Below are 26,839 nucleotides of genomic sequence, written 5' to 3' on the forward strand. Positions count from 1 at the left end.
GCAAGGAAACACCGGGGCGCGTGGACGCTCGGTCCGCGCGCCCCGATGCTTCGCTCAGATCACCTGCGCTTCACGCAGGCTGGCGATTTCCTCGGCGCCGTAGCCAAGACCGGCCAGCACTTCCTCGCTGTGCTCGCCCAGCAGCGGCGAGCCCGTGATTTCCGGCTTCATGTCCGAGAACTTGATCGGGCTGCCCACGGTCAAGTACGTGCCACGTTCCTTGTGCGGGACTTCCACGATCGAGCCGCTCTTGCGCAGCGATTCATCCGCCGCGATTTCCTTCATGGACAGCACCGGCGAGCACGGAATGTCGAACTTGCGCAGGATGTCGACCGCTTCGTACTTGGTCTTGTCGGCAAGCCAGGCTTCGATGGTCTGGAAGATGTCGAAGATGTGCGGCTGACGGGCCTTGGGCGTGTTGTAGTTCGGATCGGTGATCCACTCTTCCTTGCCCAGCGCCTTGCAGATCGGCTCCCAGGCGTGGCCCTGGATGGTGAAGTAGATATAGGCGTTGGGATCGGTCTCCCAGCCCTTGCACTTCAGCACCCAACCCGGCTGGCCGCCACCGCCGGCGTTGCCGCCGCGCGGCACCACGTCGCTGAACGTGCCGTGCGGGTACTGGGGATACTCTTCCAGATAGCCCAGGGTGTCCAGGCGCTGCTGGTCGCGCAGCTTCACGCGGCACAGGTTCAGCACGGCGTCCTGCATCGACACCGCAACCTTCTGGCCCTTGCCGGTCTGCTGGCGGCCGATGATCGCGGTCAGGATGCCGATGGCCAGGTGCATGCCAGTGTTCGAGTCGCCCAGGGCGGCGGCCGACACAGTCGGCGGGCCGTCCCAGAAACCGGTGGTCGATGCCGCGCCACCGGCGCACTGCGCCACGTTCTCGTAGACCTTCAGGTCTTCATAGTGGTGGCCGTCGCTGAAGCCCTTGACCGATGCCACGATCATCATCGGGTTCAGTTCATTGATGCGCGCCCACGAGAAACCCATGCGGTCCAGTGCGCCCGGGCCGAAGTTCTCGACCAGCACGTCCGATTCACGGATCAGCTGCTCCAGGATCTTCTTGCCTTCCGGCTTCTTGGTGTCCAGCGTCAGCGAACGCTTGTTGCTGTTCAGCATCGTGAAGTACAGCGCGTCGGTATCGGGCTGGTCGCGCAGCTGCGAGCGGGTGACGTCGCCAGAACCGGGGCGCTCCACCTTGATGACGTCCGCGCCGAACCATGCGAGAAGTTGCGTGCAGGCGGGGCCGGCCTGGACGTGCGTAAAGTCGATGATCTTGATGCCGTGCAGAGGTAGGTTCACGTTCGCTCTCCCGTTGGAATAGAGGGTGAAATTCAGGTGGATGGCTTTTTACTTGCTGGCCGAGCTTTGCGGATTCAGGTTGGTCAGACGACCGCTTTCAGTGCCAGCTGCGGGGTCGATCACGGCGTTGATCAGCGTGGGCTTGCCCGACCGCAGCGCTTCGTTCACCGCGGCTTCGAGTTCCGTCGGCGTGGTGACGTTGTGACCGACGCCGCCGAACGCTTCCATCATCTTGTCGTAGCGGGCGCCCGGGACGAACATCGTGACGGCCGGGTCCGCGCCGCCGGTCGGGTTCTTGTCGATGCCCTTGTAGACGCCGTTGTTGTTGAAGACGACCACGCAGATCGGCAGGTTGTAGCGGCAGATCGTCTCGACTTCCATGCCCGAGAAGCCGAATGCACTGTCACCGCACACCGCCAGAACCGGCTTGCCGGTCTCCACCGCCGCAGCAACCGCGTAGCCCATGCCCACGCCCATCACGCCCCAGGTGCCGACGTCCAGCCGCTTGCGGGGCTCGTACATGTCGATCACGGCGCGCGCGTAGTCCAGCGTATTGGCGCCTTCGTTGACAAACGGGATGCTCGGGTTGGCCTTGACGACGTCCTTCAGCACGCGCAGCGCGCTGTGGAAGTTCATCGGCGACGTGTCCTTGGCCAGGGTCTCGGCCATCTTCGCCAGGTTCTTTTCCTTGCGCTCGTCCACCGCGCCAATCCACTCCGCGCCCGGCTTGGCAAAGTTGTTGCCGATCTTGCCGAGCAGTGCCGACACGCACGAGCCAATGTCACCCACTACCGGCGCGGCGATGGATACGTTGCTGTCCATCTCGGTCGGCGAGATGTCGATCTGGATGAACTGCTTCGGCTTGCCCCAGGTCTTGCCCTTGCCGTGCGACAGGAGCCAGTTCAGGCGGGCGCCGACCAGCATCACCACATCGGCTTCCGCCAGCACATACGAACGCGCGGCCGAGGCCGATTGCGGGTGCGTATCGGGCAGCAGGCCCTTGGCCATCGACATGGGCAGGTACGGGATGCCGGTCTTCTCGACCAGCGCGCGAATATCGGCATCGGCGCGTGCGTAGGCGGCACCCTTGCCCAGCAGGATCAGCGGACGCTTGGCGCTCTTCAGCAACTCGACGGCACGGTCGATCGAATCCGGAGCCGGCAGTTGGCGCGGGGCCGGGTCCACAACCTTGATCAGCGACTTGCGGCCCTTCTCGGCTTCCATCGACTGGGCCAGCAGCTTGGCCGGCAGATCCAGGTACACGCCGCCCGGGCGGCCCGACACGGCGGCGCGGATGGCACGCGCGATACCGACACCGATGTCTTCGGCGTGCAGCACGCGGAAGGCCGCCTTGGCGTGCGGACGGGCGATGGCCAGCTGGTCCATCTCTTCGTAGTCGCCCTGCTGCAGGTCGACGATCTCGCGCTCGCTCGAGCCGCTGATCAGGATCATCGGGAAGCAGTTGGTGGTCGCGTTCGCCAGCGCCGTCAGGCCGTTCAGGAAGCCGGGTGCCGACACGGTCAGGCAAACCCCCGGCTTTTGGGTGAGATAGCCCGCAATCGCCGCGGCGTTGCCCGCGTTCTGCTCATGGCGGAAGCTGATGACGCGCATGCCGTTGGCCTGCGCCAGGCGGGCCAGATCGGTGACCGGAATACCAGGCAGGCCGTAGATGTTTTCGATGCCGTTCAGCTTCAGCGCGTCGATGACCAGATGGAAACCATCGGTTTGTGCCTGCTGTTCTTCTGCAGCGTGACGCTGCAGTTCGTTTCCGACTTCTGCCATGGTTGCTTCCTTCTATGCAAATTGACGGGATTGGACTTTCTTCTTCAGGGTGTCTTCAGCGGTCGCGCTCGGTTTCCGCCTGGGCTACTTCGGATAAAACGGAACCGTGTCTCCTCCTGGCGATTCGCTGTACCCGGTAAGTCTGAAATACGGTATGTGATATATCAAAACTCAGCAAGAAAATTTCCACTGTTTCGACGAACTTTCGTCGACGCACTGCAGCATTTCCTGAAAATTAGACGCAAATAAGGGAAATTACTGACGTCCAGGGACGCTTCCTGGCGGCTGCCACGGCAGCCGCCCTGCTCTGCTCCGCAGCGACTGAACCGGTCTCAGCCGCGCATGTGGTTGACCAGCGAGCCGATCCCGCGGATCGACACCTCCACCACCGAGCCATCCTTCATGGACCCGACCCCGATCGACGTGCCGACGGCGATCACGTCGCCCGGCATCAGCGTCATGTCCTGGGACAGGCGGCTGACCTGCTCCTCTGGCGAAAAAACGATGTCTGACAGCGGGTAGTTCTGGCGCTCGGTGCCGTCCAGACGCGTCACCACGCTGGCGCTGCGCCAGTCAAAGCCGGAGACGATGGCCGGACCAATGCAACCGAAGGTGTCGGACCCCTTGGCGCGCGTCCACTGCGGGAAGTTCGGATCGGCATTGAGCAGCTCGCCCGCCGTCACGTCATTGACGATGGTGTAGCCAAAGATGTGCGAGGCGGCTTCGCCCAGCGGCACGCTGCGGCATTCCCGGCCGATGACGATGCCGAGTTCGCCTTCGTAGGCGATCTTGCCGGTGTATCCGCTGGGACGCCGGATGGCATCCCCTGGACCGGCCAGCGAACTGGCCGGCTTCAGCAGGAACAGCGGGTGCACAGGCACCGTTTTCTCAAGCCGGGCCGCAAGCGCGTGAAAGTTGTTCCAGAGCGCCACGATCTTGCCGGGCTCGCACGGGGCCAGCAGGTCAAGCGAGGCGTAACTGTAGGTGTTGCCAGTGGGACGGGGATCGGTATAGCCAGGGCCGTCGCATTCGATGACGCGGTCGGCATCGCCATCGTCAAGCCGGCCATAAGCGGTGTCACCGTCAGGACGGCGGAAGCGAATCCAGGTTTGCACGGCAGGGTTCCTCCGGCAGACGCGTCCATGCCGCGCCTGCGTTCTCATCGGAAATTGGGGGCCCCGTATCAGGGGCAGTGGAGACAGGCGCCGGCCAGGGGCCGCGCGCCTCGGGTCAGACTGCGCCGGCTACGCGCAGCGCCGCGATCTGTGTCGGCGAGCGACCCAGCCATTCGAGGATCTCGTCGGTGTGCTCGCCCAGCAGCGGCGCGCGCTCGACGTCCACCGGCGAATCCGACAACGTGATGGGCGAGCCAAGCTGCACGTATTTGCCACGCGCCGGATGGTCCAGCTCCACCAGGTAGCCGCGCTCGTACATCGACTTGTCCTCGATGAGGTCTTTCATCGACAGGATCGGGCCACACGGCACGTCCACCTCGTTGAGCGCGTTCATCACCTCGAACTTGGTGCGCCCCTGGGTCCATTGCTCGATGATCCCGAAGCAGGCCGTGAGCTTCTTCAGGCGCACTTCAGGCGTGGCGAAGTCCGGATCGGTGATCAGGTCTTCGCGGCGGCACAGGCGCATCAGCGGTTCCCAGCCCTGCGGCTGGATGATGACGTAGACGTAGTCGTTCGGACCGCCCGGCGCGCAGCGCAGCGCCGCACCCGGCTGGCCGCCGCCCGACGCATTGCCGGCGCGCGGCACGTGGTCATCGAACTGGTCGTTGGGGTACTCGCGCAGCGGGCCGGCATCCAGGCGCTGCTGGTCGCGCAGCTTCACGCGGCACAGGTTCAGCACGGCGTCCTGCATGGCCACTTCCACGCGCTGGCCGCGGCCCGAATGCTCGCGCTGCAGCAGTGCGGCCAGGATGCCGACCACGCAATGCACGCCAGTGCCCGAATCACCGATCTGCGCGCCGGTCACCAGCGGCGTGCCGCTGGACTCGCCCGTCGTCGACGCGGAGCCACCCATGCACTGGGCCACGTTTTCATACGCCTTGCAGTCCTGGTAGGGGCCAGGACCGAAGCCCTTGATCGACGCGTAGATCATGCGCGGATTCAGGTCCTGGATATGGTCCCAGTCGAATCCGGCGCGGGCCAGCACACCCGGGCCAAAATTCTCGATCAGCACGTCGCTCTGCTGGATCAGGTCTTCCAGCAATGCCTTGCCTTCCGGCGTCTTCATGTTCAGCGTCAGGCTGCGCTTGTTGCTGTTCAGCATGGTGAAGTACAGGCTGTCAGCGTTCGGCACATCGCGCAGCTGGCTGCGCGTGATGTCACCGCGCCCCGGCATTTCGACCTTGATCACGTCGGCCCCCATCCAGGCCATCAACTGCGTGGCCGAGGGGCCGGCCTGCACGTGGGTCATGTCCAGAATGCGAATACCGTCGAGGGCTTTGCGTTCGTTGTGGGTGTCGGCCATGGTGCGTCTCCTGATGTGTGTTTTGCGCTGTTGACATACAGTATGTGGTATATCACGAAGACGCAAGGGGGTTTAAACCCGAATCACGGAGGTTTCGATGGTGCATCGCAGCAAGCCGCTGTGTCGGATGTGCGCGGCGGGGCGTACCCATGAAAAAACCCCGACGCGCCGTGAGGCGGTCGGGGTGCAAGAGGATGCGGTCACGTCGCACGACGATGACCCTGCGCGCATGGCGCTACGTTAGAACGGCCCTGCCCTGGCCGCAGTCACGGACCGGACCGGGGCGCGGCAAGCGCATGCCGCGACTGGCTGTCAGTCGAGGCTCAGTCCAGAAAGTCGCAGTTCTTTTCCACGTACTCGGCCAGATCCAGCGAATGCTGGCGCACCAGCCGTTCGGCCAGTTCCGTATCCCGCTTTTCCAGTGCTTCGATAATCCGCAGGTGGTCGACGATGGAACGGGCCGCACGGTCGCTCTGCGAGATCGTCATTTTCCGAATCGCGCGCACATGGACAAAGATGTTCTTGATCTGGTCCATGATGATCTGCGACTTCGACAACTGCACGATCGCCTGGTGGAACACGATGTTGGCGTCGGAATATTCCTCGATATGCTCGGCCGGCGTGGAGTCGCGGAAGCTGTCGAACATATGGCGCAGCTTGCCGATTTCCTCGTCGCTGGCATTCTGCGTGGCCAGGCGGGCGGCCATGCTCTCCAGCGCGGCCCAGACCTGGATCATCTCGACGATCTCGCGCTTGGTCTTGCGGGTGATATAGATGCCCCGGCGTGGCACCGTGCGCAGGAAGCCTTCCTGCTCCAGCAGCGTCATGGCCTCGCGGATCGGCGTGCGGCTCACGCCCAGCGCTTCGGACAGCACGCGTTCGTCCAGCCTGACTTCTTCGCGTGACTGGTAGATGTCGGCGTCGGCAATGGCCTGGCGCAGCATCGCGTACGCCTGGTCGCGCAGGCTGGCGCCGGCATTGATCGGTTGCAGCGACAAGGACAGCCCTTGCGGCTGGATTTCGGATTGGCTTTGGGCAGACATGAATGCACTCGTCAGTGGCCGGTGCCCCGGACGCCGGTCTGGCGTCCGGTGGCACCCGTCCCGTGAACGTCATGGCGTCAGTTTGGCATGACGCCATGCGTTCCGCTCATCAATCTGGCGCGCTCAAGCACCACGTCGAGACACAAGGGACGAGTCCGGCCTTTCGTATATGGTATATCACATCGACGGCACTACCGAAGGTCATTGCCCTCGCTCAACCACCCGGCTTCAGGCGGCCTTGGCCACCTTGACCGGTTCGGCGCTGCCTGCCACCGGTGCCTGGGCCATGCGATCGCGCTGCTTGATCAGCCCCAGCACTGCGTCGATCATCGGCGTGGGCTGGCCCATCATCCGGCCCATTTCCTGCACCACGGTCAGCAGCGGGTCGATCTCCATGGCCCTGCCCGCCTCCAGATCCTGCAGCATCGACGTCTTGTGCGCGCCCACCGCCCCGGCGCCATCGATCCGGCGCTCCACGTCCACGCGGAAGTGGACACCAAACCGCTCGGCGATGTCCTTGGCTTCGAGCATCATCTGCCTGGACAAGGCACGCGTGGCCGGGTCGGACGTGATGATGTCCAGCGTGCCGTGCGTCAGCGCGCTGATCGGGTTGAAGCACAGGTTGCCCCAGAGCTTCAGCCAGATTTCGTCACGGATGTTGTCGCGCACCGGGGCATCCAGATCCGCCTTGGCCATGATCTCTGCCAGGCGCGTGACCCGGTCCGAACGGGTGCCATCGGGTTCGCCAATCGGAAACTTCTTGCCATAGACGTGCTTGATGACGCCCGGTGCCACGATTTCGGCCGCCGGGTACAGCACACAGCCGATGGCACGCTCGGGCCCCAGCCCCTGCCACTGCTTGCCGCCCGGGTCCACGCTTTCCAGCGTCCGCCCGGCGAATTCGCCGCCGTGCTTGTGGAAATACCAGTAAGGAATGCCGTTGACGCCGGTCACCACGGCGGTATCCGGCCCCAGCAGCGGCTGCATCAGGTCCACCACGCCCGGCACCTGGTGCGCCTTCAATGTGATGAATACGTAATCCTGGGGGCCCAACTCGCGCGGATCGCTGGCGCAACGAACCTTGGCCACGCGCTCCTGGCCTTCGATCTGCAAACGCACCCCGTTGGCCTGCATGGCCGCCAGGTGCGGCCCCCGGGCGATAAAGCTGACGTCGGCACCCGCCAGCGCCAGCTGGGCGCCCATGTAGCCACCAATGGCTCCCGCCCCGTAGATACAGATCTTCATCGGTTGTCTCCTGATTGTGGTGATAGTGATGTGATGATGTGAATGCTTTGGTATATCACATACTATATTTCACAATCGCCGTTCGACAACCTCGTTCTTTCACTACGTGGCGCCGGACACGCTGTACCGGTATCGCCGCGTGCGGGGTGTGTACTACCATGTCTACCGTTGTCCGCTTGCGGGCCGCCGTTCCCCTTCCCGGCCCCCTTCCACCGTCACGGAGATCTGGAGTCCGCATGGAAACACTGCTCGAACTGGCACGCGACCCGTCCGCCTGGGCCGCCCTGGCCACGCTGGTTGCCATGGAAATCGTGCTCGGCATCGACAATCTCATCTTTATTTCCATCCTGACCAACAAGCTGCCCGAGCAGACCCGGGAAAAGGCGCGTCGCATCGGTATCGGCCTGGCGCTGATCCTGCGGCTGGGGCTGCTGGCCACCATCGCCGTGATCGTGGCGCTGACGGAACCGGTTTTCACCATCCTGGGCAAGGGCATTTCCTGGCGGGACATCATCCTGATTGCCGGGGGCGCCTTCCTGGTGTGGAAAGCCACCCGCGAAATCCACGAGCATGTGGCCCCCGAGGCCGAACACGAGGAGGAATCCGCCGCCGCCCGCGCCGTGCCAGGCTTTGCGGCGGCCATCGGGCAGATCCTGGTGCTCGACCTGGTGTTCTCGATCGACAGCATCATTACCGCCGTGGGTATGACGGATCACATTCCAATCATGTTCGTGGCGGTGATTGCCGCCGTGGCCGTGATGCTGTTTGCCGCCACGCCATTGGCCAACTTCATCAATCGCAACCCCACCATCGTGATGCTGGCGCTGGCCTTCCTGATCATGATCGGCATGACGCTGATCGCCGACGGGCTGGGCCACCATGTGCCCAAGGGCTATATCTACACGGCGATGGCGTTCTCCACGGTCGTGGAAGGACTGAACATGCTGGCGCGGCGCCGGCGCGCAAAGGCCGCCGGCAACGCGCACGACTAAGGACCCGGGCGGCGATAGGTAGGCAAGTCGTCAGATGGCAATTCGTCAGCCGGTTATTCGTGGAAGCGCGACGTGAACCGCTCGCGCAGCACCCGGATGGCCGATTGGAACGTGCCGGCCTCGGTTTCCATCTGCGCCCGCAGATAGGCCTCGCTGGCCGGCAATAGTGCCGCATACAGCGCACCGGTACCGGCCCGTGCCTCGCGCCCGGGCCAGTCGGCCGGCAGCAGTTCATCGGGCAGGCCGGGGTCACGCAACAGCACCCGGCGATACTCGTGGATCAGCAGGATGCGCACAAAAAACGCATCGGCCGCCGACAGCGACGGGGCTTCCTTGACCCATGAGGCAAAGCGCCTGACATACGCCTGCCACGCCTGCGCCACCTCTTTGAGCCGATAGATCTGGTGGATCAGCTGTTCCAGCGGCTGCCGCGAGAACGACGCCACCGATTCCGCCCGCATCACGGCCGCGTGCTCCGTGGCGCCCGCAGCCAGCAGGATTTCAGCCAGCGATCCCTGGTCGGCATTGGGGTGGGCGAACACGCCCGGGGCCACCGGCCCGAAGCCCTCCCAGAGCAGTTCCCGGCGCAGCGGCTGGCGCATCGATGCGCGGGTGTCGTTGCGCAACAGCACCAGCGTCCACTTGCCGTCCCACGCCGGCGACGCGCCCGCATAAATGCGCTTGCCGGCATGCTGCACGCGCAGCAGCCCCGCATCGGACAACCCGTAGAAGCTCTTGCGGCCCACGCGCGTGGCCTCCAGCCAGTCGTCGGCCGTGAGCCGGAAGATCGCCGTGCGCACCAGCCGGTTGCTCAGGCCGAACGGCGCCGACAGCGCGATCAGGCTGCCCAGCCAGGGCGCCTGCGGACGCGGGGCAATCACATCGCCATACATCGTCACCAGCAGCGAGCCCGCGCCCAGTTTCAGCCCCTTCGCCAGCCGGGTCACGGCAGGCGACACCCCCTCCGGCTTCAACAGGTCTGGCATGGGTCTCCTTACGCAAAGTGATACACACGAACTCGTTGAATGAGTCAAATCGTATCACTATGATCCTGATCAATGTCAGGTCTGGCTGATCGGCTACGACCCTGATGCGAATCACGGAGACACGCATGTACGCGCAACTGGTCGATACCGGTGTTACGAAAGTCCGCTCGGCGGAGGACATGAGCGATGACGAACGCAGCTTCCAGCAGCGGATCGACGAAGGCATCCGTATCGAATCGAAGGACTGGATGCCCGACGCCTATCGACGCACGCTGGTACGGCAGATCTCGCAGCACGCCCATTCCGAAATCGTCGGCCAGCTGCCCGAAGGCAACTGGGTGACACGCGCCCCCACGCTGGAGCGCAAGGCGGTGCTGCTGGCCAAGATCCAGGATGAAGCCGGCCATGGGCTGTATCTATATAGCGCGGCAGAAACGCTCGGCGTGTCGCGTGACCAGATGCTGGCCGACCTGCATAGCGGAAAAGCCAAGTATTCGAGCATCTTCAACTACCCGACGCTGAACTGGGCCGACATTGGCGCCATCGGCTGGCTGGTGGACGGATCGGCCATCATCAACCAGGTGCCGCTGTGCCGCTGTTCGTACGGCCCCTATGCCCGCGCGATGGTGCGCGTGTGCAAGGAAGAGTCGTTCCATCAGCGCCAGGGCTACGACATCCTGCTCAAGCTGTGCAACGGCACCCCCGAGCAGAAGCAGATGGCGCAGGACGCGCTGAACCGCTGGTGGTGGCCGGCGCTGATGATGTTCGGGCCGTCCGATGCCGATTCGCTGCACAGCGCGCAATCCGCGCAATGGCGCATCAAGCTGTTCTCGAACGACGCGCTCCGCCAGAAGATGGTGGACCAGACCGTGCCGCAGGCCGAGTTCCTGGGCCTGTCGATTCCCGACCCCGACCTGAAGTGGAACGACGAACGCGGTCACTACGACTTCGGCGCCATCGACTGGGACGAGTTCTACAACGTGATCCAGGGCAACGGCCCCTGCAATCGCGAACGCCTTGGCGCCCGCGTCAAGGCCTGGCAGGACGGCGCGTGGTTCCGTGACGCGCTGGTGGCCCATGCCGACAAGCAGTCCGCCGCGCACCCGGCGGAACGCCAGGTCGCCTGAGGCGCCCCCCTTCCATATCCAGCATCCAACAAGCAGGAGACAGCCATGAGCGAATGGCCGCTTTGGGAAATCTTTATCCGCAGCCAGCACGGCCTGGCGCACAAGCATGTCGGCAGCCTGCACGCCGCCGACGCCGCGATGGCGATCAACAACGCCCGCGACGTCTACACCCGTCGCAACGAAGGCGTCAGCATCTGGGCCGTGCCGGCCACGCACATCGCCGCCAGCAGCCCCACCGACAAAGGGCCGCTGTTCGAGCCGGCCAACAGCAAGGTCTATCGCCATCCGACCTTCTTCCCGATGCCGGAAGCGGTCAAGCACATCTGAGGCGCGCCATGGAAGACAGCAAGCACGCGACGTTCGACTATCTGCTGCGCCTGGGCGACGCCCCGCTGGTGCTGGGTCAGCGCCTGTCCGAATGGTGTGGCAAGGGCCCGGCACTGGAAGAAGACATCGCGCTGACCAACGTCGCGCTGGACCTGATCGGCCAGGCGCGCATGTGGCTGTCCCGTGCCGGTGAGGTGGAAGGCGCGGGCCGCACGGAAGACCAGCTGGCCTACCTGCGCGACGCCCACCAGTTCCGCAACCCGCTGCTGGCCGAGCAGCCCAACGGCAGCTATGCCGATACGCTGGCCCGCCAGTTCCTGTTCGACACCTGGCACTACTACCTGCTCGACGCACTGCGGCAGTCCAGCGACGCCGCCATCGCCGCCATCGCCGACAAGGCGGTCAAGGAAGTGGCCTATCACGCCCGCCGCAGCGCCGATCTGGTGGTGCGCCTTGGCGACGGCACGGCGGAAAGCCATTGCCGCATGCAGGACGCCATCGACCGGCTGTGGATGTACACCGGCGAACTGTTCGATGCCGATACCGTGGACGCCGGCCTGATCGCCGCCGGTGTGGCCTGCGACCCGGCCACGCTGCGCGAGCCCTGGCACCGGCAGGTAGCCGAAGTCCTCGAAGAGGCCACGCTGACCATGCCCGCCGATGGCTGGATGCAGCGCGGCGGCCATGCCGGCCGGCACACGGAACACCTGGGCTTTCTGCTGGCCGAGATGCAGTTCCTGCAGCGCGCCTATCCCGGGGCGACGTGGTGAGCAGCATGCACGCCCAGGCCCTCGCCCATCCGGAAGCCATGACGGACACCATTACCGACACCATCTGGTCCTGGCTCGACACCATCCCCGACCCCGAGATTCCCGTGATCTCGGTGATCGACCTCGGCATCGTGCGCGGCGTGCACTGGGAAGCGGGCACCTGCGTGGTGACGATCACGCCGACGTACTCGGGCTGCCCGGCCGTCACGCTGATCCGCGAGCAGATCGTGCAGGCGCTGGGTGAACACGGCATCGGCCAGGTCGAAGTCCGGCTGCAACTGGCCCCGGCCTGGACCACGGACTGGATGACCGCGCGGGGCCGGCAGCAACTGGCCGGCTACGGCATTGCACCGCCCGCGCAGACCGTCATCGACATCAGCGGCATCACCCGCCGGCGCCAGCCCGCGCTGCAGGTGGCCTGCCCCCAATGCGGATCGGCCCACACCCACCTGGTCAGCCAGTTCGGTTCCACGGCCTGCAAGGCGCTGTATCGCTGCGACGACTGCCGCGAGCCGTTCGACTACTTCAAGGCGCACTGAGCCGCCGCGACCGGAAGAGATAGACATGAGCACTTTCCATGCCCTGCGCGTGACCGACGTCATCAACGAGACCCGCGACGCCATTGCCGTGACCTTCGCCGTGCCGCCGGAACTGGCCGACACCTATCGCTACGCAGCCGGCCAGCACCTGACCGTGCGCACCCGGATTGCCGGCGACGAAGTGCGCCGCTCGTATTCGATCTGCGCCGCCGCGCAGGACCAGCGCCTGTGCATCGCCATCAAGCGCGTGGATGGCGGCCTGTTCTCGAACTGGGCCACCGATACCCTGCACCCCGGCCAGACACTCGACGTGATGCCGCCGTCCGGGCACTTCAGCGTGCCGCTCGACGCCAGCCATCGCAAGCACTACGTGGGCTTTGCCGCCGGCAGCGGCATCACGCCGCTGCTGTCGATCATCGAAACCACGCTGCGCGCCGAGCCCGAAAGCCGCTTCACGCTGTTCTACGGCAACCGCGCGTCGTCCACGGTGATCTTCAAGGAGGCGCTCGAAGACCTGAAGGACACCTACCTGCACCGGCTGAACCTGGTCTTCATCCTGAGCCGCGAGACGCTCGACATCGACCTGTTCAACGGCCGCCTGGACGGCGCCAAGGCCGACGCCCTGCTCAAGCAGTGGGTGGACCCCGCCAGCATCGACGTGGCCTTCATCTGTGGCCCGCAATCGATGATGGAGGGCGTGTCCGACGCGCTGAAGCAGAACGGCGTCGACCCCGCCCGCATCAAGCGCGAGCTGTTCGGCACCAGCACGCCCGCCGCCCGCGCGCCGCAGCCGCAACGCGCCGCCGCCGGCAAGCAGGACTGCGAGGTCACGGTCATCCAGGACGGCCGCTCGCGCAGCTTCACCGTGGCCCGGAATGCCCAGACCGTGCTCGACGCCGCGCTGGAACAGGGGATCGAACTGCCCTACTCCTGCAAGGGCGGCGTCTGTTCCACGTGCCGCTGCAAGCGCGTCTCGGGCGAGGTCGACATGGACGTGAACTTCGCCCTGGAAGACTACGAAGTGGCACGCGGCTTCATCCTGAGCTGCCAGAGCTACGCCGTCACCGACAAGCTCGTTCTCGATTTCGACCAGGAAACCTGAGCCGGCCTGATCGGCCAACGCGCCCGCCCACCGCATTTCGCATCACAACGCCCCTCACGCTTCGGCGTAGCAGATTCAGAAAATTTGGAGACCCCCGTGACGCAAGCCTTGTTCATCCGCCATCAGCCCATGCTCGACCAGGCGCTCGCCGCCATCGATCAGCGCGGCTACTGGAGCCCGTTTTCCGAAATGCCGAGCCCCAAGGTCTATGGCGAAACAGCCGCCGATGACGGCAAGGCCACCTTCGACGCGCGCCTGGGGCAACCGTTTCCGATCACGCAGCCCGGCACCACCGGGCAGGCCGGCCAGGAAGTCTCGCCCTATGGCCCGACGCTTGGCGTGACCTATCCGCGCCCCGATCTGGACGCACTGTTTGGTGCGATCGAAGCCGCCGCGCCCGCGTGGCGCGAGGCCGGCCCCACCACGTGGGTTGGCGTGTGCCTGGAAATCCTGACCCGCCTGAACCGCCGCAGCTTCGAGATGGCCCACGCGGTCATGCACACCACCGGCCAGCCGTTCATGATGGCGTTCCAGGCCGGCGGCCCGCACGCGCAGGATCGCGGCCTGGAAGCCGTGGCCTATGCCTGGCAGGCGATGCGCGGCATCCCGACCCGTGCCACCTGGGAAAAGCCGCAGGGCAAGAATGCGCCGCTGCGGATGGAAAAGACCTTTACGGTCGTGCCGCGTGGCATCGGCCTGGTCATCGGCTGCTGCACCTTCCCCACCTGGAATGGCTATCCCGGCCTGTTCGCCAGCCTGGCGACCGGCAATCCGGTCGTGGTCAAGCCGCACCCGGGCGCCATCCTGCCGCTGGCCATCACGGTGCAGATCGCCCGCGAGGTACTGGCCGAAGCCGGTTTCAGCCCCGACATCGTGACGCTGGTCGCCAACAATCCGGACGAGCGCATGGCGTCCACGCTGGCGCTGCGCCCCGAGGTGCGGCTGATCGACTTCACCGGCAGCACGGCCAACGGCGAATGGCTCGAACGCAACGCCCACCAGGCGCTGGTCTACACCGAGAAAGCCGGCGTCAACCAGGTGGTCATCGATGCCACCGACGACCTCAAGGGCATGATTCGCAACCTGGCCCTGTCGCTGGCGCTGTACTCGGGCCAGATGTGTACCGCCCCCCAGAACCTCTACATCCCGCGCGACGGCATCGACACGCCGGATGGCCACGTCACGTTCGACGGCGTGGTGGCCGCGCTGGGCGAGGCACTGCAGAAACTGACCGCCGACCCGGCCAAGGCCGTGGAGATCCTGGGCGCGATCCAGAACGACGGCGTCGCGCAGCGTATCGACGCATCGCGCGCGCTGGGCAAGGTGGTGCTGGACAGCCAGACCATCGCCCACCCGCAGTTCCCCGAAGCCCGCGTGCGCACCCCGCTGCTGCTCAAGGTGGATGTGCGCGACGAGGACACGTTCACGCAGGAACTGTTCGGCCCGATCGCTTTCGTGATCGCCACCGACAGCACCGACCAGGCGATTGCCACCGCCCGGCGCATTGCGAAGCAGCACGGCGCGCTGACGCTGTCGGGCTATACCACGCAACGCAACGTGGAATCGCAACTCGAAGACGCCGCGCTGGATGCCGGCGTGGCGCTGTCGCTGAACCTGACCGGCCCCGTGCTCGTCAACCAGTCCGCCGCCTTCAGCGACTTCCACGGCACCGGCGCCAATCCGGCCGCCAATGCCGCGCTGGCCGATACGGCCTTCGTCGCCAACCGCTTCCGGGTGATTCAGGCTCGCCGCCATCTGAAAGACTGAACCCCACGGCTCACGCCATCCGCCGCCAAACATCCGCCACATCGCCCGACATACCCTGGAGGAGACACCCATGGTCCAGCGCGCCCCCCAAGCCGATCAGCGTAACCAGCTCGACGCCATCGAGCATGCCAGCCGAGACGAACTCCAGACGCTGCAGCTGCAGCGCCTGAAATGGACGCTGCAACACGCCTACGACAACGTGCCCCACTACCGCCAGGCGTTTGACGCCGCCGGCGTGCATCCCGGCGATCTGCGCCAGCTGTCCGACCTGTCGAAGTTCCCGTTCACCACCAAGAAGGAACTGCGCGACAACTACCCGTTCGGCATGTTCGCCGTGCCGCGCGAGGAAGTCGTGCGCGTGCACGCGTCGAGCGGCACCACGGGCCAGCCGACGGTGGTGGGCTATACCGCCAACGACATCGATACCTGGGCGACGCTGGTGGCCCGTTCGATCCGTGCCGCCGGCGGCCGTCGCGGCGACCTGGTGCAGATCTGCTACGGCTACGGCCTGTTCACCGGCGGCCTCGGCGCCCACTACGGTGCCGAAAAGCTCGGCTGCACCGTGATCCCGATGTCCGGCGGGCAGACCGAGAAGCAGGTGCAGCTGATCCGCGACTTCAAGCCGCGCATCATCATGGTCACGCCGTCGTACATGCTGAACCTGATCGACGAGATGGCCCGCCAGGGCATGTCGCCGGCCGACAGCTCGCTGGAAATCGGCATCTTCGGCGCCGAGCCGTGGACCGACGCCATGCGCCAGGAGATCGAGACGCGCGCCGGCATCGACGCCGTGGACATCTACGGCCTGTCCGAGGTCATGGGCCCCGGCGTGGCGTGCGAGTGCATCGAGAGCAAGGACGGCCCGGTCATCTGGGAAGACCATTTCTATGCCGAAATCATCGACCCCGTGACCGGCGAAGTGCTGCCCGACGGCGCCGAAGGCGAACTCGTCTTTACGTCGCTGACCAAGGAGGCGCTGCCCGTCATCCGCTACCGCACGCGCGACCTGACGCGCTTGCTGCCGCCCACATCGCGCGCCATGCGCCGCATCGGCAAGATCACCGGCCGGTCGGACGACATGCTGATCATCCGTGGCGTCAACGTGTTCCCGTCGCAGATCGAGGAGCTGATCCTCAAGCAGCCCGAACTGGCACCCCACTACCAGCTGACGGTCACGCGCGACGGCCACCTCGACCGCCTGGCCGTGGCGGTTGAAGTGCGGCCCGAGGTCACGCATCGGCTGTCCGACGCCGAGCGCGAGGCGCTGGGCGCGAAGCTGCGCGACGCGATCAAGACCAACGTCGGCATCACCACCCGCGTGGACGCCGTGCCAGCCGACCGACTGGAGCGAACCTCCACGGGCAAGGCCCGGCGCGTGCTGGACCTGCGCACCGCCGCCACGCCAGTGGCGCCGGCACCCGAACGCGCCGCCGCCTGACGCGCGCTTTTCTACCCCGACGACTCCTCGCCGTCGCCGCCCGCCATGCGCGCGGGCGGCAGGCCGAAGCGCCTCGACAGAAGGCGTGACCGGCCACGCTTCGCCATTGGAGACAACCATGACCGAACGGCAATTCGCCTCTATCACCCAACACCCCGACTTCCAGTCGCTGACCCGGCGCCGCGCGCGCCTGGGCTGGACGCTGACCGCGCTGATGCTGGCCGTCTACTTCGGCTTCATCGGCCTGCTGGCCTTCTATCCCGCGCTGCTGGTGGCGCCCGTGCGCGGCGGCACGCTGACCACGGGCATCGTTGCCGGCGCCGGCTTGATCGTGGTGGCGTTCGCGCTGACCGCCATCTACGTGCGCAAGGCCAACCGCGAGTTCGACGGCCTGAACGCCCGCATCCTGAAGGAGTGCGCAGCATGAAGCGGATTGCCATCCTTGCACCGGCCCTTGCCGGGCTCACCGGTCTCACCGCCCTGTCTGCCGGCACCGCCATTGCCAGCCCGGCCGTCGAAGGCAGCGTCGCCGCGCAGCCGCTGAACTGGCATGCCATCGGCATGTTCGTGGTCTTTGTCCTGTTCACGCTGGTCATCACGCGCTGGGCCGCCCGCCGCACACGCACGGCATCGGACTTCTATGCGGCCGGGGGCGGGCTGACCGGGTTCCAGAACGGCCTGGCCATTGCCGGCGACATGGTGTCCGCCGCGTCGTTCCTGGGCATCTCGGCCATGATGTTCGACAAGGGCTTCGACGGCCTGATCTACGCGCTGGGCGTGGTGGCCGGCTGGCCGATCATCCTGTTCGTGGTGGCCGAGCGGCTGCGCAACCTGGGCCGCTACACGTTTGCCGATGTGGTCGCCTACCGCCTGTCGCAAAAGCCGGTGCGCATCACCGCCGCATGCGGCACGCTGACCGTGTCGATCATGTACCTGGTGGCCCAGATGGTAGGCGCCGGCAAGCTGATCCAGTTGCTGTTCGGCACCAGCTACCTGTCCGCCGTGCTCGTGGTTGGCGTGCTGATGGTGCTGTACGTGATGTTCGGCGGCATGCTGGCCACCACGTGGGTGCAGATCATCAAGGCCGTCCTGCTGCTCGGCGGCACCACGTTCATGGCTTACGAGGTCCTGGCGCACTTCGGGTTCAGCCTCGATGCGCTGTTCGCCGCGGCGGTCCAGGTCCATCCGAAAGGCCAGTCGATCATGGCGCCGGGCGGGCTGGTGGCGAATCCAATCGAGGCCATATCGCTAGGCGTCGGGATGATCTTCGGTACGGCGGGCCTGCCCCATATCCTGATGCGCTTCTTCACCGTGGCCGACGCACGCGAAGCCCGCAAGTCGGTCTGCTACGCCACCGGTTTTATCGGCTACTTCTACCTGCTGATCCTGGTGGTCGGGTTCGGGGCCATCGTGCTGGTGGGCAACAACCCTGCCTTCCGCGATGGTGCCGGGCAGCTGATCGGCGGCAGCAACATGGTGGCCGTGCACCTGGCGCAGGCCGTGGGCGGCAACATGTTCCTGGGCTTCATCTCGGCCGTGGCCTTCGCCACCATCCTGGCGGTCGTGGCGGGCCTTGCGCTCTCGGGGGCATCGGCCGTGTCGCACGACATCTATGCCACGGTCATCCGCAAGGGCCGCGCCACCGAGGCCGAGGAAATCCGCGTATCGCGCTACGCCACGCTGGGTATCGGCGTGGTGGCCATCCTGCTCGGCCTGCTGTTCGAGAAGCAGAACATCGCCTTCCTGTCCGGCCTGGTGCTGGCCATCGCGGCCTCGGTCAACTTCCCGGTGCTGTTCCTGTCGATGTTCTGGAAGGGCCTGACCACGCGCGGCGCGGTGGGCGGCAGCGTGGTGGGCCTGGTATCGGCCATCGTGCTGCTGGTGCTGGGCCCGACCGTCTGGGTGGGCATCCTCAAGCATGGCCAGCCGATCTTCCCGTACGCCAACCCGGCGCTGTTCTCGATGACGCTGGCCTTTGGCGCGGCCTGGTTGCTGTCCGTGCTCGATCGTTCGGCAGCGGCTGCCGGCGAGCGCCAGGCCTATCTGCCCCAGTACGTGCGATCCATGACGGGCCTGGGCGCGGCGTCGGCCAGCCAGCATTGATGTAGGGCGCCGGAGCGGCTGGCGGCCTGCTGGACGCCACCGCCTTCGGCACCGGCACCAGCATTACGTTGCCAAGTTAGAATGGCCGCCAGCGCGGCAGCCTGCCTGGAACGGCCGGCTGCCGCACCGCCCATTCCCTTGTCGCACGGACCATTGCCAGCATGTCGACCTCGCCGATCAGCTTTGAAGAGGCCATCCGTACCGCCGGTGTCGGAAAATTCCAGTACCGGCTCTTCGTGATCTTCGGGCTGGTGTGGATGGCCGATGCCATGCAGGTGCTGTCCATCGGCTTCAGCGCCCCGTCGATTGCCGGCACCTTCGGCGTGCCTGTCCCGCAGGCACTGCAGACTGGCACCACGTTCTTCATCGGCATGCTGGTCGGGGCGTTCTGCTTCGGCCGCATCGCCGACCGCATCGGCCGACGGCCGGCGCTGATGCTGGCAGTGGTCATCGACGCGGCTTTCGGCGTGGCTTCCGCATTTGCCCCGAGCCTGGGCTGGCTGATGGCGCTGCGCTTTCTGACCGGCATTGGCGTGGGCGGCACGCTGCCGGTCGACTACACGATGCTGGCCGAATTCCTGCCGCGCGACCGTCGCGGCCGCTGGCTGGTGCTGCTGGAATCGTTCTGGGCGCTCGGCACGATCTGCCTGGCCCTGCTGGCGCTGGCCGCTGCCGCCCATGGCAACGACGCCTGGCGCATCATCTTCTTCGTGACGGGCATCCCCGCGCTGGTTGGCGTGATCCCGCGCATGTATGTGCCGGAGTCGCCGCTGTTCCTGAACCGGAACGGCAAGTCCGAGCAGGCCCGCCAGGTGCTGGAACGCGTGGCCCTGACCAACGGCAGGCACGTCGCCATGCCCGCGCTGCAATCCGAACGCGCCGAGCGGCAATCGGTCTTCACGCTGTTCACGGCCAGCTTCCGGCGCCGCACCGTGGCGCTGTTCGTGGCGTGGCTGCTGATTTCGGTGGCCTACTACGCGGTGTTCGTCTATCTGCCCATCCGCCTGAGCGGCGCCGGCTTTGCCTTCATGCGCGGCCAGGCCTTCCTGGTCATCCTGGCCCTGGTGCAGTTGCCGGGGTACGCACTGGCGGCCTATGGCGTGGAGCGATGGGGACGCAAGCCGACGTTGATCGGATTCCTGCTGCTCAGCGCCGTGGGCTGCATGCTGTACAGCCTGGGCACGGCGCCCGTGGTGGTGGTCGGGTCGACGCTGCTGATGAGCTTTGCGCTGCTGGGCACGTGGGGCGCACTGTACGCCTTCACGCCCGAGGTCTATCCGACCAACCTGCGCGCCACGGGCATGGGTACGGCGGGCGCCGTGGCCCGGTTTGGCGGACTGTTCGCCCCGGCCGTCATCGCGCCTGTCATGTCCACGCATTTCACGCTGGCCCTGGCGATGATTTCGGCCATGCTCGCCACGGCGGCACTGGCCGTCGGCGCCGTCAACGTCGAATCGCGGAATCGCGCACTCGACTGAGTGGCTTCCCCGCGCGGCAGATGGATCACCGGTGCGCGACGTCCTTGCGGAGCGCGGATCCACCTTCTAGGATTTGAACGGTGTTTGCCGACCTAGTGGAGCCGCGCCATGAGCCCAACACCATCCACCCAGCCGCAGTCTGCGACGGATGCCCCCGATCAGGTTCGGCTCACGAAGGTCTCGCCCGAATACTGGCGCGTGACGTTCCACAATCCGCCGTACAACATCTACGGCCCCAGGACGATGCCGCAGTTGAACCAGGTCATCACGGCCCTGGAGACCGATGCGGCCGTGCGGGTCGTCGTGTTCGACAGCGATGTGCCCGATTTCTTCCTGACGCACTACGACTTCGTGCCGCCCCTGACGGACACCACCAGCCTGCCGGCCGGGCCCACGGGGCTGCCGCCGCTGCCCGACATGCTGGTACGCCTGAGCAAGGCCCCCGTCGTATCGATCGCGTCGATCCGGGGACGCGCCACGGGCGTGGGCAGCGAACTGGCGCTGGCTAGCGACATGCGCTTTGCCAGCCGCGAAAAGGCGATCCTGTCGCAATGGGAAATCGGCGCCGCACTGGTGCCGGGCGGCGGCCCCATGGCGCGCCTGCCCCGGCTGATCGGCCGCGGCCGCGCGCTGGAAGTGCTGCTGACCGGCAACGATATCGATGGCGACCTGGCCGAGCGCTACGGCTACGTCAACCGCGCCATGCCGGACGGCGAACTCGACGGCTTCGTCGACACGATGGCCCGGCGCATTGCCCGGTTCGACAAGACATCGATCGGTGAGATCAAGCGGCTGGTCAATGCCAACAGCCTGCCGCCGAATGAGCAGATCGCCGCCGAATGGGATGGCTTTATCGGCTCCGTCATGCGGCCGGGCGCGCAGCAGCGCATCGGGCAGCTCATGGAGCTTGGCCTGCAAACCCATGCGGATGTCGAGAAGCGCCTGGCGCACTATACGGGCCAGCTGGGCTAGCCCGCCGGCCCCATCCGCCACTACCCGCCACGACCTGCTATTCCTTGTAGATATGCGTGGCGAAGTAGTCGATCAGCAGGCGCACATTCGGCATCAGCCCACGGCGAGACGGAAACACCGCGTGGATGATGCCGCCTTTCGGCGCCCAGCCGGGCAGCACGTCGATCAGCGTGCCATCGCGCAGGTCGTCTTCCACCACCATGCACGGCAACTGGACGATGCCGACGCCGGTCTGCGCCGCCTTGCGCAGCGCGCTCATGTCGTCGGTGACGTAGCGGGGCTGGTGCCGCACTTCGGCCGACTGTCCTGCCGGGCCGATCAACTGCCAGGCGTGGCTGCGCGGCGGGCCCCAGTCCAGGCTGGGCAGACCGGCCAGCTCCGCGGGATTGCGTGGCAATGTTCGGCCCGCCATCAGTGCCGGACAGGCCACCAGGCGCTGGTGGCTCTCCGACAGCACGCGCATGACCAGGTCGCTGTTTTCCAACGGCGGAAAGCGCACGCGCAGGGCCAGGTCCAGGCGTTCGCCGATCACGTCCACCCGACGATTGGTGGCTTCCAGATGCACCTGCACCTTCGGGTAGGCCAGCATGAACTGCGCCACGAGCCCGGCCACCCGGTATTCGAGCAACGTCGTCGGGCAGGCCATCCGCACGATACCCTGCGGCTCGGAGCGCTCGCGCTCCATGACCTCGCGCGCCGCTTCGGCCTCGACCAGCACGCCGATACAGCGCTCGTAGAACTCGCGCCCGGTCTCGGTGACCGAGAAGTGCCGCGTCGATCGCTGCAGCAGCCTGACGCCGTACCGGGCCTCCAGCGCCGCGATGCGGCGGCTGAGCTTCGACTTGGGCGCGCCCAGTGCCAGGCCCGCCTGCGTGAAGCCGCCATGGTCGACGACCTTGACGAAGTAGTAGAGGTCGTTGAGGTCGTCCATGACTGTTCCTTCCATAGAACACAGACGGCATCTTACGGTACTACTGTGCCGGTTCCGGCGAACCTATGATGGCTCCACGCTTCGGGGCGTCATCGCGATGCCTCCGGAGCGGCCGATGCTCACAACAACGCGTCCGCGAGACGCGTGACCCATCCCTGCAAGGAGATAGCCATGACAACGTCCTACAAGCGCCTGGACAAGAGTGACGCCGCCGTACTGCTGGTGGACCACCAGGCCGGCCTGCTTTCACTGGTACGCGATATCGACCCGGACAAGTTCAAGAACAATGTCCTGGCGCTGGCCGACCTGGCCAAGTACTTCAAGCTGCCGACCATCCTGACCACCAGCTTCGAGACCGGCCCCAACGGCCCGCTGATGCCCGAGCTCAAGGCCCAGTTTCCGGAAGCGCCCTACATTCCCCGCCCCGGCCAGATCAACGCCTGGGACAACGAAGACTTCGTGAAGGCCATCAAGGCCACCGGCAAGAAGCAGCTCATCATCGCCGGCGTGGTCACCGAAGTCTGCGTCGCCTTCCCGGCGCTGTCGGCCCTGGCCGAAGGCTTCGACGTGTTCGTGGTGGGCGATGCATCGGGCACGTTCGATCCGATCACGCGTGATGCGGCGTGGCACCGCATGGCCCATGCCGGCGCCCAGATGATGACGTGGTTCGGCGTGGCCTGCGAACTGCACCGCGACTGGCGCAACGACATCGAAGGGCTTGGCACGCTGTTCGCCAACCATATTCCCGACTACCGCAACCTGATGACCAGCTTCAAGGTCATGACGTCGAAATAAGTCGACGCCCGCGCAGGCAAAAGCCCCGCCGCACCATTCGCCGGTGCGGCGGCTTTCTCTTTCAGGCGCTCGGGCGCCGACGCATCACTCGCCGTACTGGTACAGCGTGCGCCCTTCCCCGGGTGCGCCGCCGGCCGCGTCGGCGTGCGGCAGGGCACTGGCCCACACCGCAAGCAGCACGGCCAGCGTCAGCAGGGCCTTCACGATGCCGCTCCGGCCAGCGTCGCCTGCAAGGCCTGCAGCCCGTCGCGATAGATGCCCGTGAACAGCCGCGAGGCGTCTTCGCCGCTCACGCCCGCCGGCGTGAACTGCCCGGACCATTCCACGCGCGATGCCTGGCCGTCATCGACACCGACCACGCGCAGCGTGGACCGGTAGCCGGTCACGGGGAACGGCGCCTCCAGGATCGAGTACGTGTAGCTGCGCGCGGCGTTGTCGAACGCTTCCAGCCGCTCGACGATGGCATCGCCGTCGGGGTTGGCCAGTCGGCGCACGCGGCCGCCCTCGCTCGGTTCGCTCTTCGGGATATACGGCAGCCAGTCGGGCAGCGAATCGAAGCCACCAATCAGTTGCCAGACGCGGTCCGGTGCCACCGGCAGCGTGATGGTGGCAGCAGCGGTGGCCAATGGGGTGGCCAATGCGGGGGCCAATGTGCTTGCAGAAGCTTGTGTCATGGTGAACGCCTTCCAGGATGGTGCGGGTCAGACGCGGGCCGATGCGTCGATGGGCAGCGGTGCGTCCGCGGCCACCAGGTGCTGCGCGCGCAGTGCGTGCCAGAAATCGGCCGGAATGTCCTGCTTCAGCGCGGCGGCGTCCTCGGCGATGCGTTCGGGCCGGCTGGCGCCCGGAATCACGGCAGCCACCGCCGGGTTCGCCAGCACGAACTGCAGCGCGGCCGCCTTGACGCTGACGCCATGGCGTTGCGCCACCGCCTTGATGCGCTCGACCTTGCCGACGATCTCGGGCGGCGCCTTCTGGTACTCGAAATGGGCGCCACCGGCCAGGATGCCCGAGCTGTACGGCCCACCCGCGACGATGTGCGTCTGGCGCTCGGCGGCCTTCGGCATCAGCCGTTGCAGCGCGCGCTCGTGGTCCAGCAGCGAGTAGCGGCCCGCCAGCAGGAAGCCGTCCGGCTGGGCTTCGGCCAGGTCCAGCGTCAGTTCGATCGGCTCGACGCGGTTCACGCCCAGGCCCCAGGCCTTGATCACGCCCTCTTCGCGCAGGCGGGTCAGCGCGCGGAAGGCACCCTTGCGGGCCGTCTCGAAGTACGACAGCCATTCGTCGCCATAGAAGTCCTGCGCGATGTCGTGGATCCAGACGAAGTCGAAGCGGTCGGTCTTCATCCGCTTGAGGCTGTCCTCGATCGACCGCAGCGTGCCGTCGGCCGTGTAGTCGACCACCAGCTTGTTGGGACGACCGGCCACGAACAGGCCGCTTTTTTCGCCCAGCGCCCGCGCGGCGGCGTCTTCCACCTCGTCCGAGATCAGGCGACCAACCTTGGTGCTGAGCACGTATTCGTCACGCGGACGGCGCGACAGGGCCTCGCCGAGCCGGATTTCCGACAGGCCGGCGCCGTAGAACGGTGCGGTGTCGAAGTAACGCACGCCGTGCTCCCACGCGGCGTCCACGGTGGCCTGCGCCTCGGCTTCGGGGATGTCGCGGAACATGTTGCCCAGCGGGGCGGTGCCAAAGCCGAGCACGTGGCCGGCGAGTTTGTCCTTGAGACTCATGACTGCTCCAGATACAAAGTAAGTTGGGGTGAAGGCAGTCTAGGATTGCAAGTTAAGTCTGTCCAAGACAGAATACACAACACTTGAGTCCCACAAGGTCTGACATGTTGGATATCCGCCAGCTTCACTATTTCGTGGCCGTCGCCGAAGACGAGCACGTCGGGCGCGCCGCCGAACGGCTTCATATCTCCCAATCGCCACTTAGCCGCCAGATCGCCCAGCTTGAAGAAAAACTGGGGTTGACGCTGTTCGAGCGGTCCCAGCAACGGATTCGGCTGACGCGCGACGGCCGCACCTTTCTGGCCGAAACGCGCGCCTTCCTGACCCACGCCAACCGGCTGGAATCGCTGGCGCGCCGACTGGGCCGGGGCGACGAAGGCGGCCTGTGCATCGGCTATCTGGAATACGCGATGCACTCCGGCGTGCTGCCCAATGCCCTGCGCGAACTGCGGCAAGACCGGCCCGCCGTGCATATCGCGCTGTACAACCAGCAGTCCGACGACCAACTCGAAGGGTTGCGCCAGCGCAGCCTGGACATTGCGCTGGTCTGCGAGCCGCCGCTGCCCGACGACCCCGATCTGGTGGCAGCCCAGGTATTGAACGACCCGATGCTGCTGGCCCTGCCCGAAGGGCATCCGCTGGCCGACAAGCCATCAATGACGCCGGAAGACCTTGGCGCGCAGAAGTGGATCGGCGTCATGCACCGCGAAAGCGCGCTGCGACACGACACCTTCATCGCAGCCTGCGCCCGGGCCGGCTTTACGCCGACGATCACGATGGAGGCCACCGAGCCGCTGGCAGCGCTCGGCCTGGTGGCGGCGGGCCTTGGCGTCACCACGATCCAGCGCAGCCTGCGCCATCAGGCGCCCGCCGGCGTGGTCTTGCGGGAATTGCCGGGCTTCACTTACCGGATGCCGCTCTGGGCGGCCTGGCACAGGGTCAACCTGCGGCCGCTGGTCGAGATCTTCCGCAAGACGTTGCTGGAGACCAGCGGCGTGGTGGCGGAGTCAGGCGAGGTGGCCGAAGGGACCGAAGGGGCCGAAGGGGCCGAAGGGGCCGAAGGGGCCGAAGGGGCCGTAGTAGCCGGAAAGCGCGAAGCGGCGGCGCTGCGCTAGCGCGCTGCCTGGAGAAACGACGATGGCGGCCCGCCCAGCGCCTTGCGGAACATCGTCGAGAACGCGCTGGGGCTGTCGTACCCGAGATCAAGCGCCACCTGGGTGACCGGCGTACCGGCGGACAGCCGGGACAGCGCGGCCATCAGGCACGCCTGCTGGCGCCACGCGCCAAATGGCATCCCCGTCTGTTGCTGGAAGAAGCGCGCGAACGTGCGCGGGCTGCGATGGAGTTGCCGCGCCCAGTCATCGGCCGACGCCCGGATATCGGGCAGGCCCAGCAGTCCGGTGCAGAGCCGGGCCAGATCCGGGTCGCGCGGGATGGGCGCGAACAGCGGCAAGGTAGGCGCCTGCGCCAGTTCAAACAGGATCAGCTGTATCAGCGCGCCCTCGCGGCTGTCGGCCGCGTAGCGGGCAGGCACGTCCGCCGAGGCCAGCAGCAAGGCATGCAGCAGCGGGCTGACCACCAGCACCTCGCAACCGGGGCCACGGCGCGGCGCGGCGTCGGGCAGCACGTAGATGCTGCGCGTACTGACCCCGTTCATGCGCACCCGGTGCGGCTTCTGCGCGGGAATCCACACTCCGGTGTAGGGCGGCACGACCCACGCGCCCTCTTCCGTTCCCACCTCCATCAGGCCCGTCATGCCGTACAGGAATTGCGCGCGGCGGTGGCTGTGCGTATCGAGCAGCGTGCCAAACGCGTAGTCGGTGCCGATGGCCAGCGCGGCACACGGGCTGGCATCGACGCTATCAAGCGGAATGTTGCGCATCGGGGTACAAGCGTAAATTTGCGAATTCGCGCGGTTGGCAAAATCTC

General features: G+C 66.2%; 25 protein-coding genes. 14 read left to right on the forward strand and 11 right to left on the reverse strand.

Annotation, left to right across the window (positions count from 1 at the left end; genetic code table 11):
* Positions 1-54: 54 nt before the first annotated feature.
* From frc (CYJ10_RS17450) to CYJ10_RS17475, 6 genes are all read right to left on the reverse strand, one after another.
* A complete protein-coding gene (frc, locus tag CYJ10_RS17450) occupies positions 55-1,305 on the reverse strand; it encodes a formyl-CoA transferase (protein ID WP_101682749.1) in 1,251 nt (416 codons plus the stop codon).
* Positions 1,306-1,353: 48 nt separating this feature from the next.
* Complete coding sequence (gene oxc / locus CYJ10_RS17455) at positions 1,354-3,087, reverse strand: oxalyl-CoA decarboxylase (RefSeq protein ID WP_101682750.1); 1,734 nt, start codon at positions 3,085-3,087, stop codon at positions 1,354-1,356.
* A 332-nt stretch (positions 3,088-3,419) separates the two neighbouring features.
* Entirely contained in the window at positions 3,420-4,202 is a 783-nt protein-coding gene (locus CYJ10_RS17460) for a fumarylacetoacetate hydrolase family protein (protein WP_101682751.1), read from the reverse strand.
* 115 nt (positions 4,203-4,317) lie between these two features.
* Positions 4,318-5,565 (reverse strand): formyl-CoA transferase, encoded by a 1,248-nt coding sequence (frc, locus tag CYJ10_RS17465; RefSeq protein WP_101682752.1) that lies wholly within the window; start codon positions 5,563-5,565, stop codon positions 4,318-4,320.
* A gap of 323 nt (positions 5,566-5,888) precedes the next feature.
* Positions 5,889-6,608 (reverse strand): GntR family transcriptional regulator, encoded by a 720-nt coding sequence (locus tag CYJ10_RS17470; protein ID WP_101682753.1) that lies wholly within the window; start codon positions 6,606-6,608, stop codon positions 5,889-5,891.
* A 228-nt stretch (positions 6,609-6,836) separates the two neighbouring features.
* The gene (locus CYJ10_RS17475) at positions 6,837-7,853 is read right to left on the reverse strand and encodes a 2-dehydropantoate 2-reductase (RefSeq protein WP_101682754.1); all 1,017 of its coding nucleotides are present in this window, start codon (positions 7,851-7,853) and stop codon (positions 6,837-6,839) included.
* 236 nt (positions 7,854-8,089) lie between these two features.
* Between CYJ10_RS17475 and CYJ10_RS17480 the strand changes: the two genes are divergently transcribed.
* Positions 8,090-8,845: a TerC family protein gene (locus tag CYJ10_RS17480; protein ID WP_101682755.1), complete on the forward strand. Its 756-nt coding sequence runs from the start codon at positions 8,090-8,092 to the stop codon at positions 8,843-8,845.
* A gap of 53 nt (positions 8,846-8,898) precedes the next feature.
* Here CYJ10_RS17480 and paaX read toward each other — a convergent pair whose 3' ends face one another.
* On the reverse strand, positions 8,899-9,831 hold the full coding sequence (gene paaX, locus CYJ10_RS17485; RefSeq protein ID WP_101682756.1) for a phenylacetic acid degradation operon negative regulatory protein PaaX: 933 nt from the start codon (positions 9,829-9,831) through the stop codon (positions 8,899-8,901).
* Positions 9,832-9,956: 125 nt separating this feature from the next.
* Here paaX and paaA point away from each other — a divergent pair, with 125 nt between their 5' ends.
* The 11 genes from paaA to CYJ10_RS17540 all read left to right on the forward strand — a co-directional run bounded on the left by paaA (position 9,957) and on the right by CYJ10_RS17540 (position 21,454).
* Positions 9,957-10,958, forward strand: coding sequence for a 1,2-phenylacetyl-CoA epoxidase subunit PaaA (paaA, locus tag CYJ10_RS17490; RefSeq protein WP_101682757.1), 1,002 nt, complete (start codon positions 9,957-9,959; stop codon positions 10,956-10,958).
* A gap of 45 nt (positions 10,959-11,003) precedes the next feature.
* Positions 11,004-11,285, forward strand: coding sequence for a 1,2-phenylacetyl-CoA epoxidase subunit PaaB (gene paaB, locus CYJ10_RS17495; protein WP_066737396.1), 282 nt, complete (start codon positions 11,004-11,006; stop codon positions 11,283-11,285).
* 8 nt (positions 11,286-11,293) lie between these two features.
* A complete protein-coding gene (gene paaC / locus CYJ10_RS17500; RefSeq protein ID WP_101682758.1) occupies positions 11,294-12,055 on the forward strand; it encodes a 1,2-phenylacetyl-CoA epoxidase subunit PaaC in 762 nt (253 codons plus the stop codon).
* A 5-nt stretch (positions 12,056-12,060) separates the two neighbouring features.
* On the forward strand, positions 12,061-12,594 hold the full coding sequence (gene paaD, locus CYJ10_RS17505) for a 1,2-phenylacetyl-CoA epoxidase subunit PaaD (protein ID WP_257993394.1): 534 nt from the start codon (positions 12,061-12,063) through the stop codon (positions 12,592-12,594).
* A gap of 25 nt (positions 12,595-12,619) precedes the next feature.
* Positions 12,620-13,696, forward strand: coding sequence for a 1,2-phenylacetyl-CoA epoxidase subunit PaaE (gene paaE, locus CYJ10_RS17510; protein ID WP_101682759.1), 1,077 nt, complete (start codon positions 12,620-12,622; stop codon positions 13,694-13,696).
* Between the two features lie 96 nt (positions 13,697-13,792).
* Positions 13,793-15,463 carry a phenylacetic acid degradation protein PaaN gene (gene paaN / locus CYJ10_RS17515; protein ID WP_101682760.1) on the forward strand — a complete coding sequence of 557 codons (1,671 nt, stop codon included), beginning with the start codon at positions 13,793-13,795 and terminating at the stop codon, positions 15,461-15,463.
* A gap of 70 nt (positions 15,464-15,533) precedes the next feature.
* Positions 15,534-16,901, forward strand: a complete 1,368-nt coding sequence (paaK, locus tag CYJ10_RS17520) for a phenylacetate--CoA ligase PaaK (protein WP_180862968.1) — start codon at positions 15,534-15,536, stop codon at positions 16,899-16,901.
* A gap of 118 nt (positions 16,902-17,019) precedes the next feature.
* The gene (locus CYJ10_RS17525; protein ID WP_101682762.1) at positions 17,020-17,328 is read left to right on the forward strand and encodes a DUF485 domain-containing protein; all 309 of its coding nucleotides are present in this window, start codon (positions 17,020-17,022) and stop codon (positions 17,326-17,328) included.
* Positions 17,325-19,004 carry a cation acetate symporter gene (locus CYJ10_RS17530; RefSeq protein ID WP_101682763.1) on the forward strand — a complete coding sequence of 560 codons (1,680 nt, stop codon included), beginning with the start codon at positions 17,325-17,327 and terminating at the stop codon, positions 19,002-19,004. Before CYJ10_RS17525 ends, CYJ10_RS17530 begins: the two co-directional genes overlap by 4 nt.
* Positions 19,005-19,165: 161 nt before the next feature.
* The gene (locus CYJ10_RS17535) at positions 19,166-20,482 is read left to right on the forward strand and encodes an MFS transporter (protein ID WP_101682764.1); all 1,317 of its coding nucleotides are present in this window, start codon (positions 19,166-19,168) and stop codon (positions 20,480-20,482) included.
* A gap of 108 nt (positions 20,483-20,590) precedes the next feature.
* Complete coding sequence (locus CYJ10_RS17540; protein ID WP_101682765.1) at positions 20,591-21,454, forward strand: enoyl-CoA hydratase/isomerase family protein; 864 nt, start codon at positions 20,591-20,593, stop codon at positions 21,452-21,454.
* A gap of 37 nt (positions 21,455-21,491) precedes the next feature.
* Here CYJ10_RS17540 and CYJ10_RS17545 read toward each other — a convergent pair whose 3' ends face one another.
* Positions 21,492-22,385, reverse strand: a complete 894-nt coding sequence (locus CYJ10_RS17545; RefSeq protein WP_101682766.1) for a LysR substrate-binding domain-containing protein — start codon at positions 22,383-22,385, stop codon at positions 21,492-21,494.
* 171 nt (positions 22,386-22,556) lie between these two features.
* Here CYJ10_RS17545 and ycaC point away from each other — a divergent pair, with 171 nt between their 5' ends.
* Positions 22,557-23,180, forward strand: a complete 624-nt coding sequence (gene ycaC / locus CYJ10_RS17550; protein WP_101682767.1) for an isochorismate family cysteine hydrolase YcaC — start codon at positions 22,557-22,559, stop codon at positions 23,178-23,180.
* Positions 23,181-23,380: 200 nt separating this feature from the next.
* Here ycaC and CYJ10_RS17555 read toward each other — a convergent pair whose 3' ends face one another.
* Together CYJ10_RS17555 and CYJ10_RS17560 are read right to left on the reverse strand one after the other, a co-directional pair.
* Positions 23,381-23,806, reverse strand: a complete 426-nt coding sequence (locus tag CYJ10_RS17555) for an SRPBCC family protein (RefSeq protein WP_101682768.1) — start codon at positions 23,804-23,806, stop codon at positions 23,381-23,383.
* Positions 23,807-23,881: 75 nt separating this feature from the next.
* Positions 23,882-24,910 carry an aldo/keto reductase gene (locus CYJ10_RS17560; RefSeq protein WP_101682769.1) on the reverse strand — a complete coding sequence of 343 codons (1,029 nt, stop codon included), beginning with the start codon at positions 24,908-24,910 and terminating at the stop codon, positions 23,882-23,884.
* A 104-nt stretch (positions 24,911-25,014) separates the two neighbouring features.
* On the opposite strand from CYJ10_RS17560, the gene CYJ10_RS17565 reads away from it, so the two are divergent.
* Positions 25,015-26,025 (forward strand): LysR family transcriptional regulator, encoded by a 1,011-nt coding sequence (locus CYJ10_RS17565; RefSeq protein ID WP_257993395.1) that lies wholly within the window; start codon positions 25,015-25,017, stop codon positions 26,023-26,025.
* Here the strand turns inward: CYJ10_RS17565 and CYJ10_RS17570 are convergent.
* A complete protein-coding gene (locus CYJ10_RS17570; RefSeq protein WP_101682770.1) occupies positions 26,022-26,792 on the reverse strand; it encodes an AraC family transcriptional regulator in 771 nt (256 codons plus the stop codon). The genes CYJ10_RS17565 and CYJ10_RS17570 overlap by 4 nt on opposite strands.
* Between the last annotated feature and the right edge of the window lie 47 nt (positions 26,793-26,839).

Source organism: Cupriavidus pauculus, from assembly GCF_002858765.1.
GTDB lineage: Bacteria > Pseudomonadota > Gammaproteobacteria > Burkholderiales > Burkholderiaceae > Cupriavidus > Cupriavidus pauculus_B.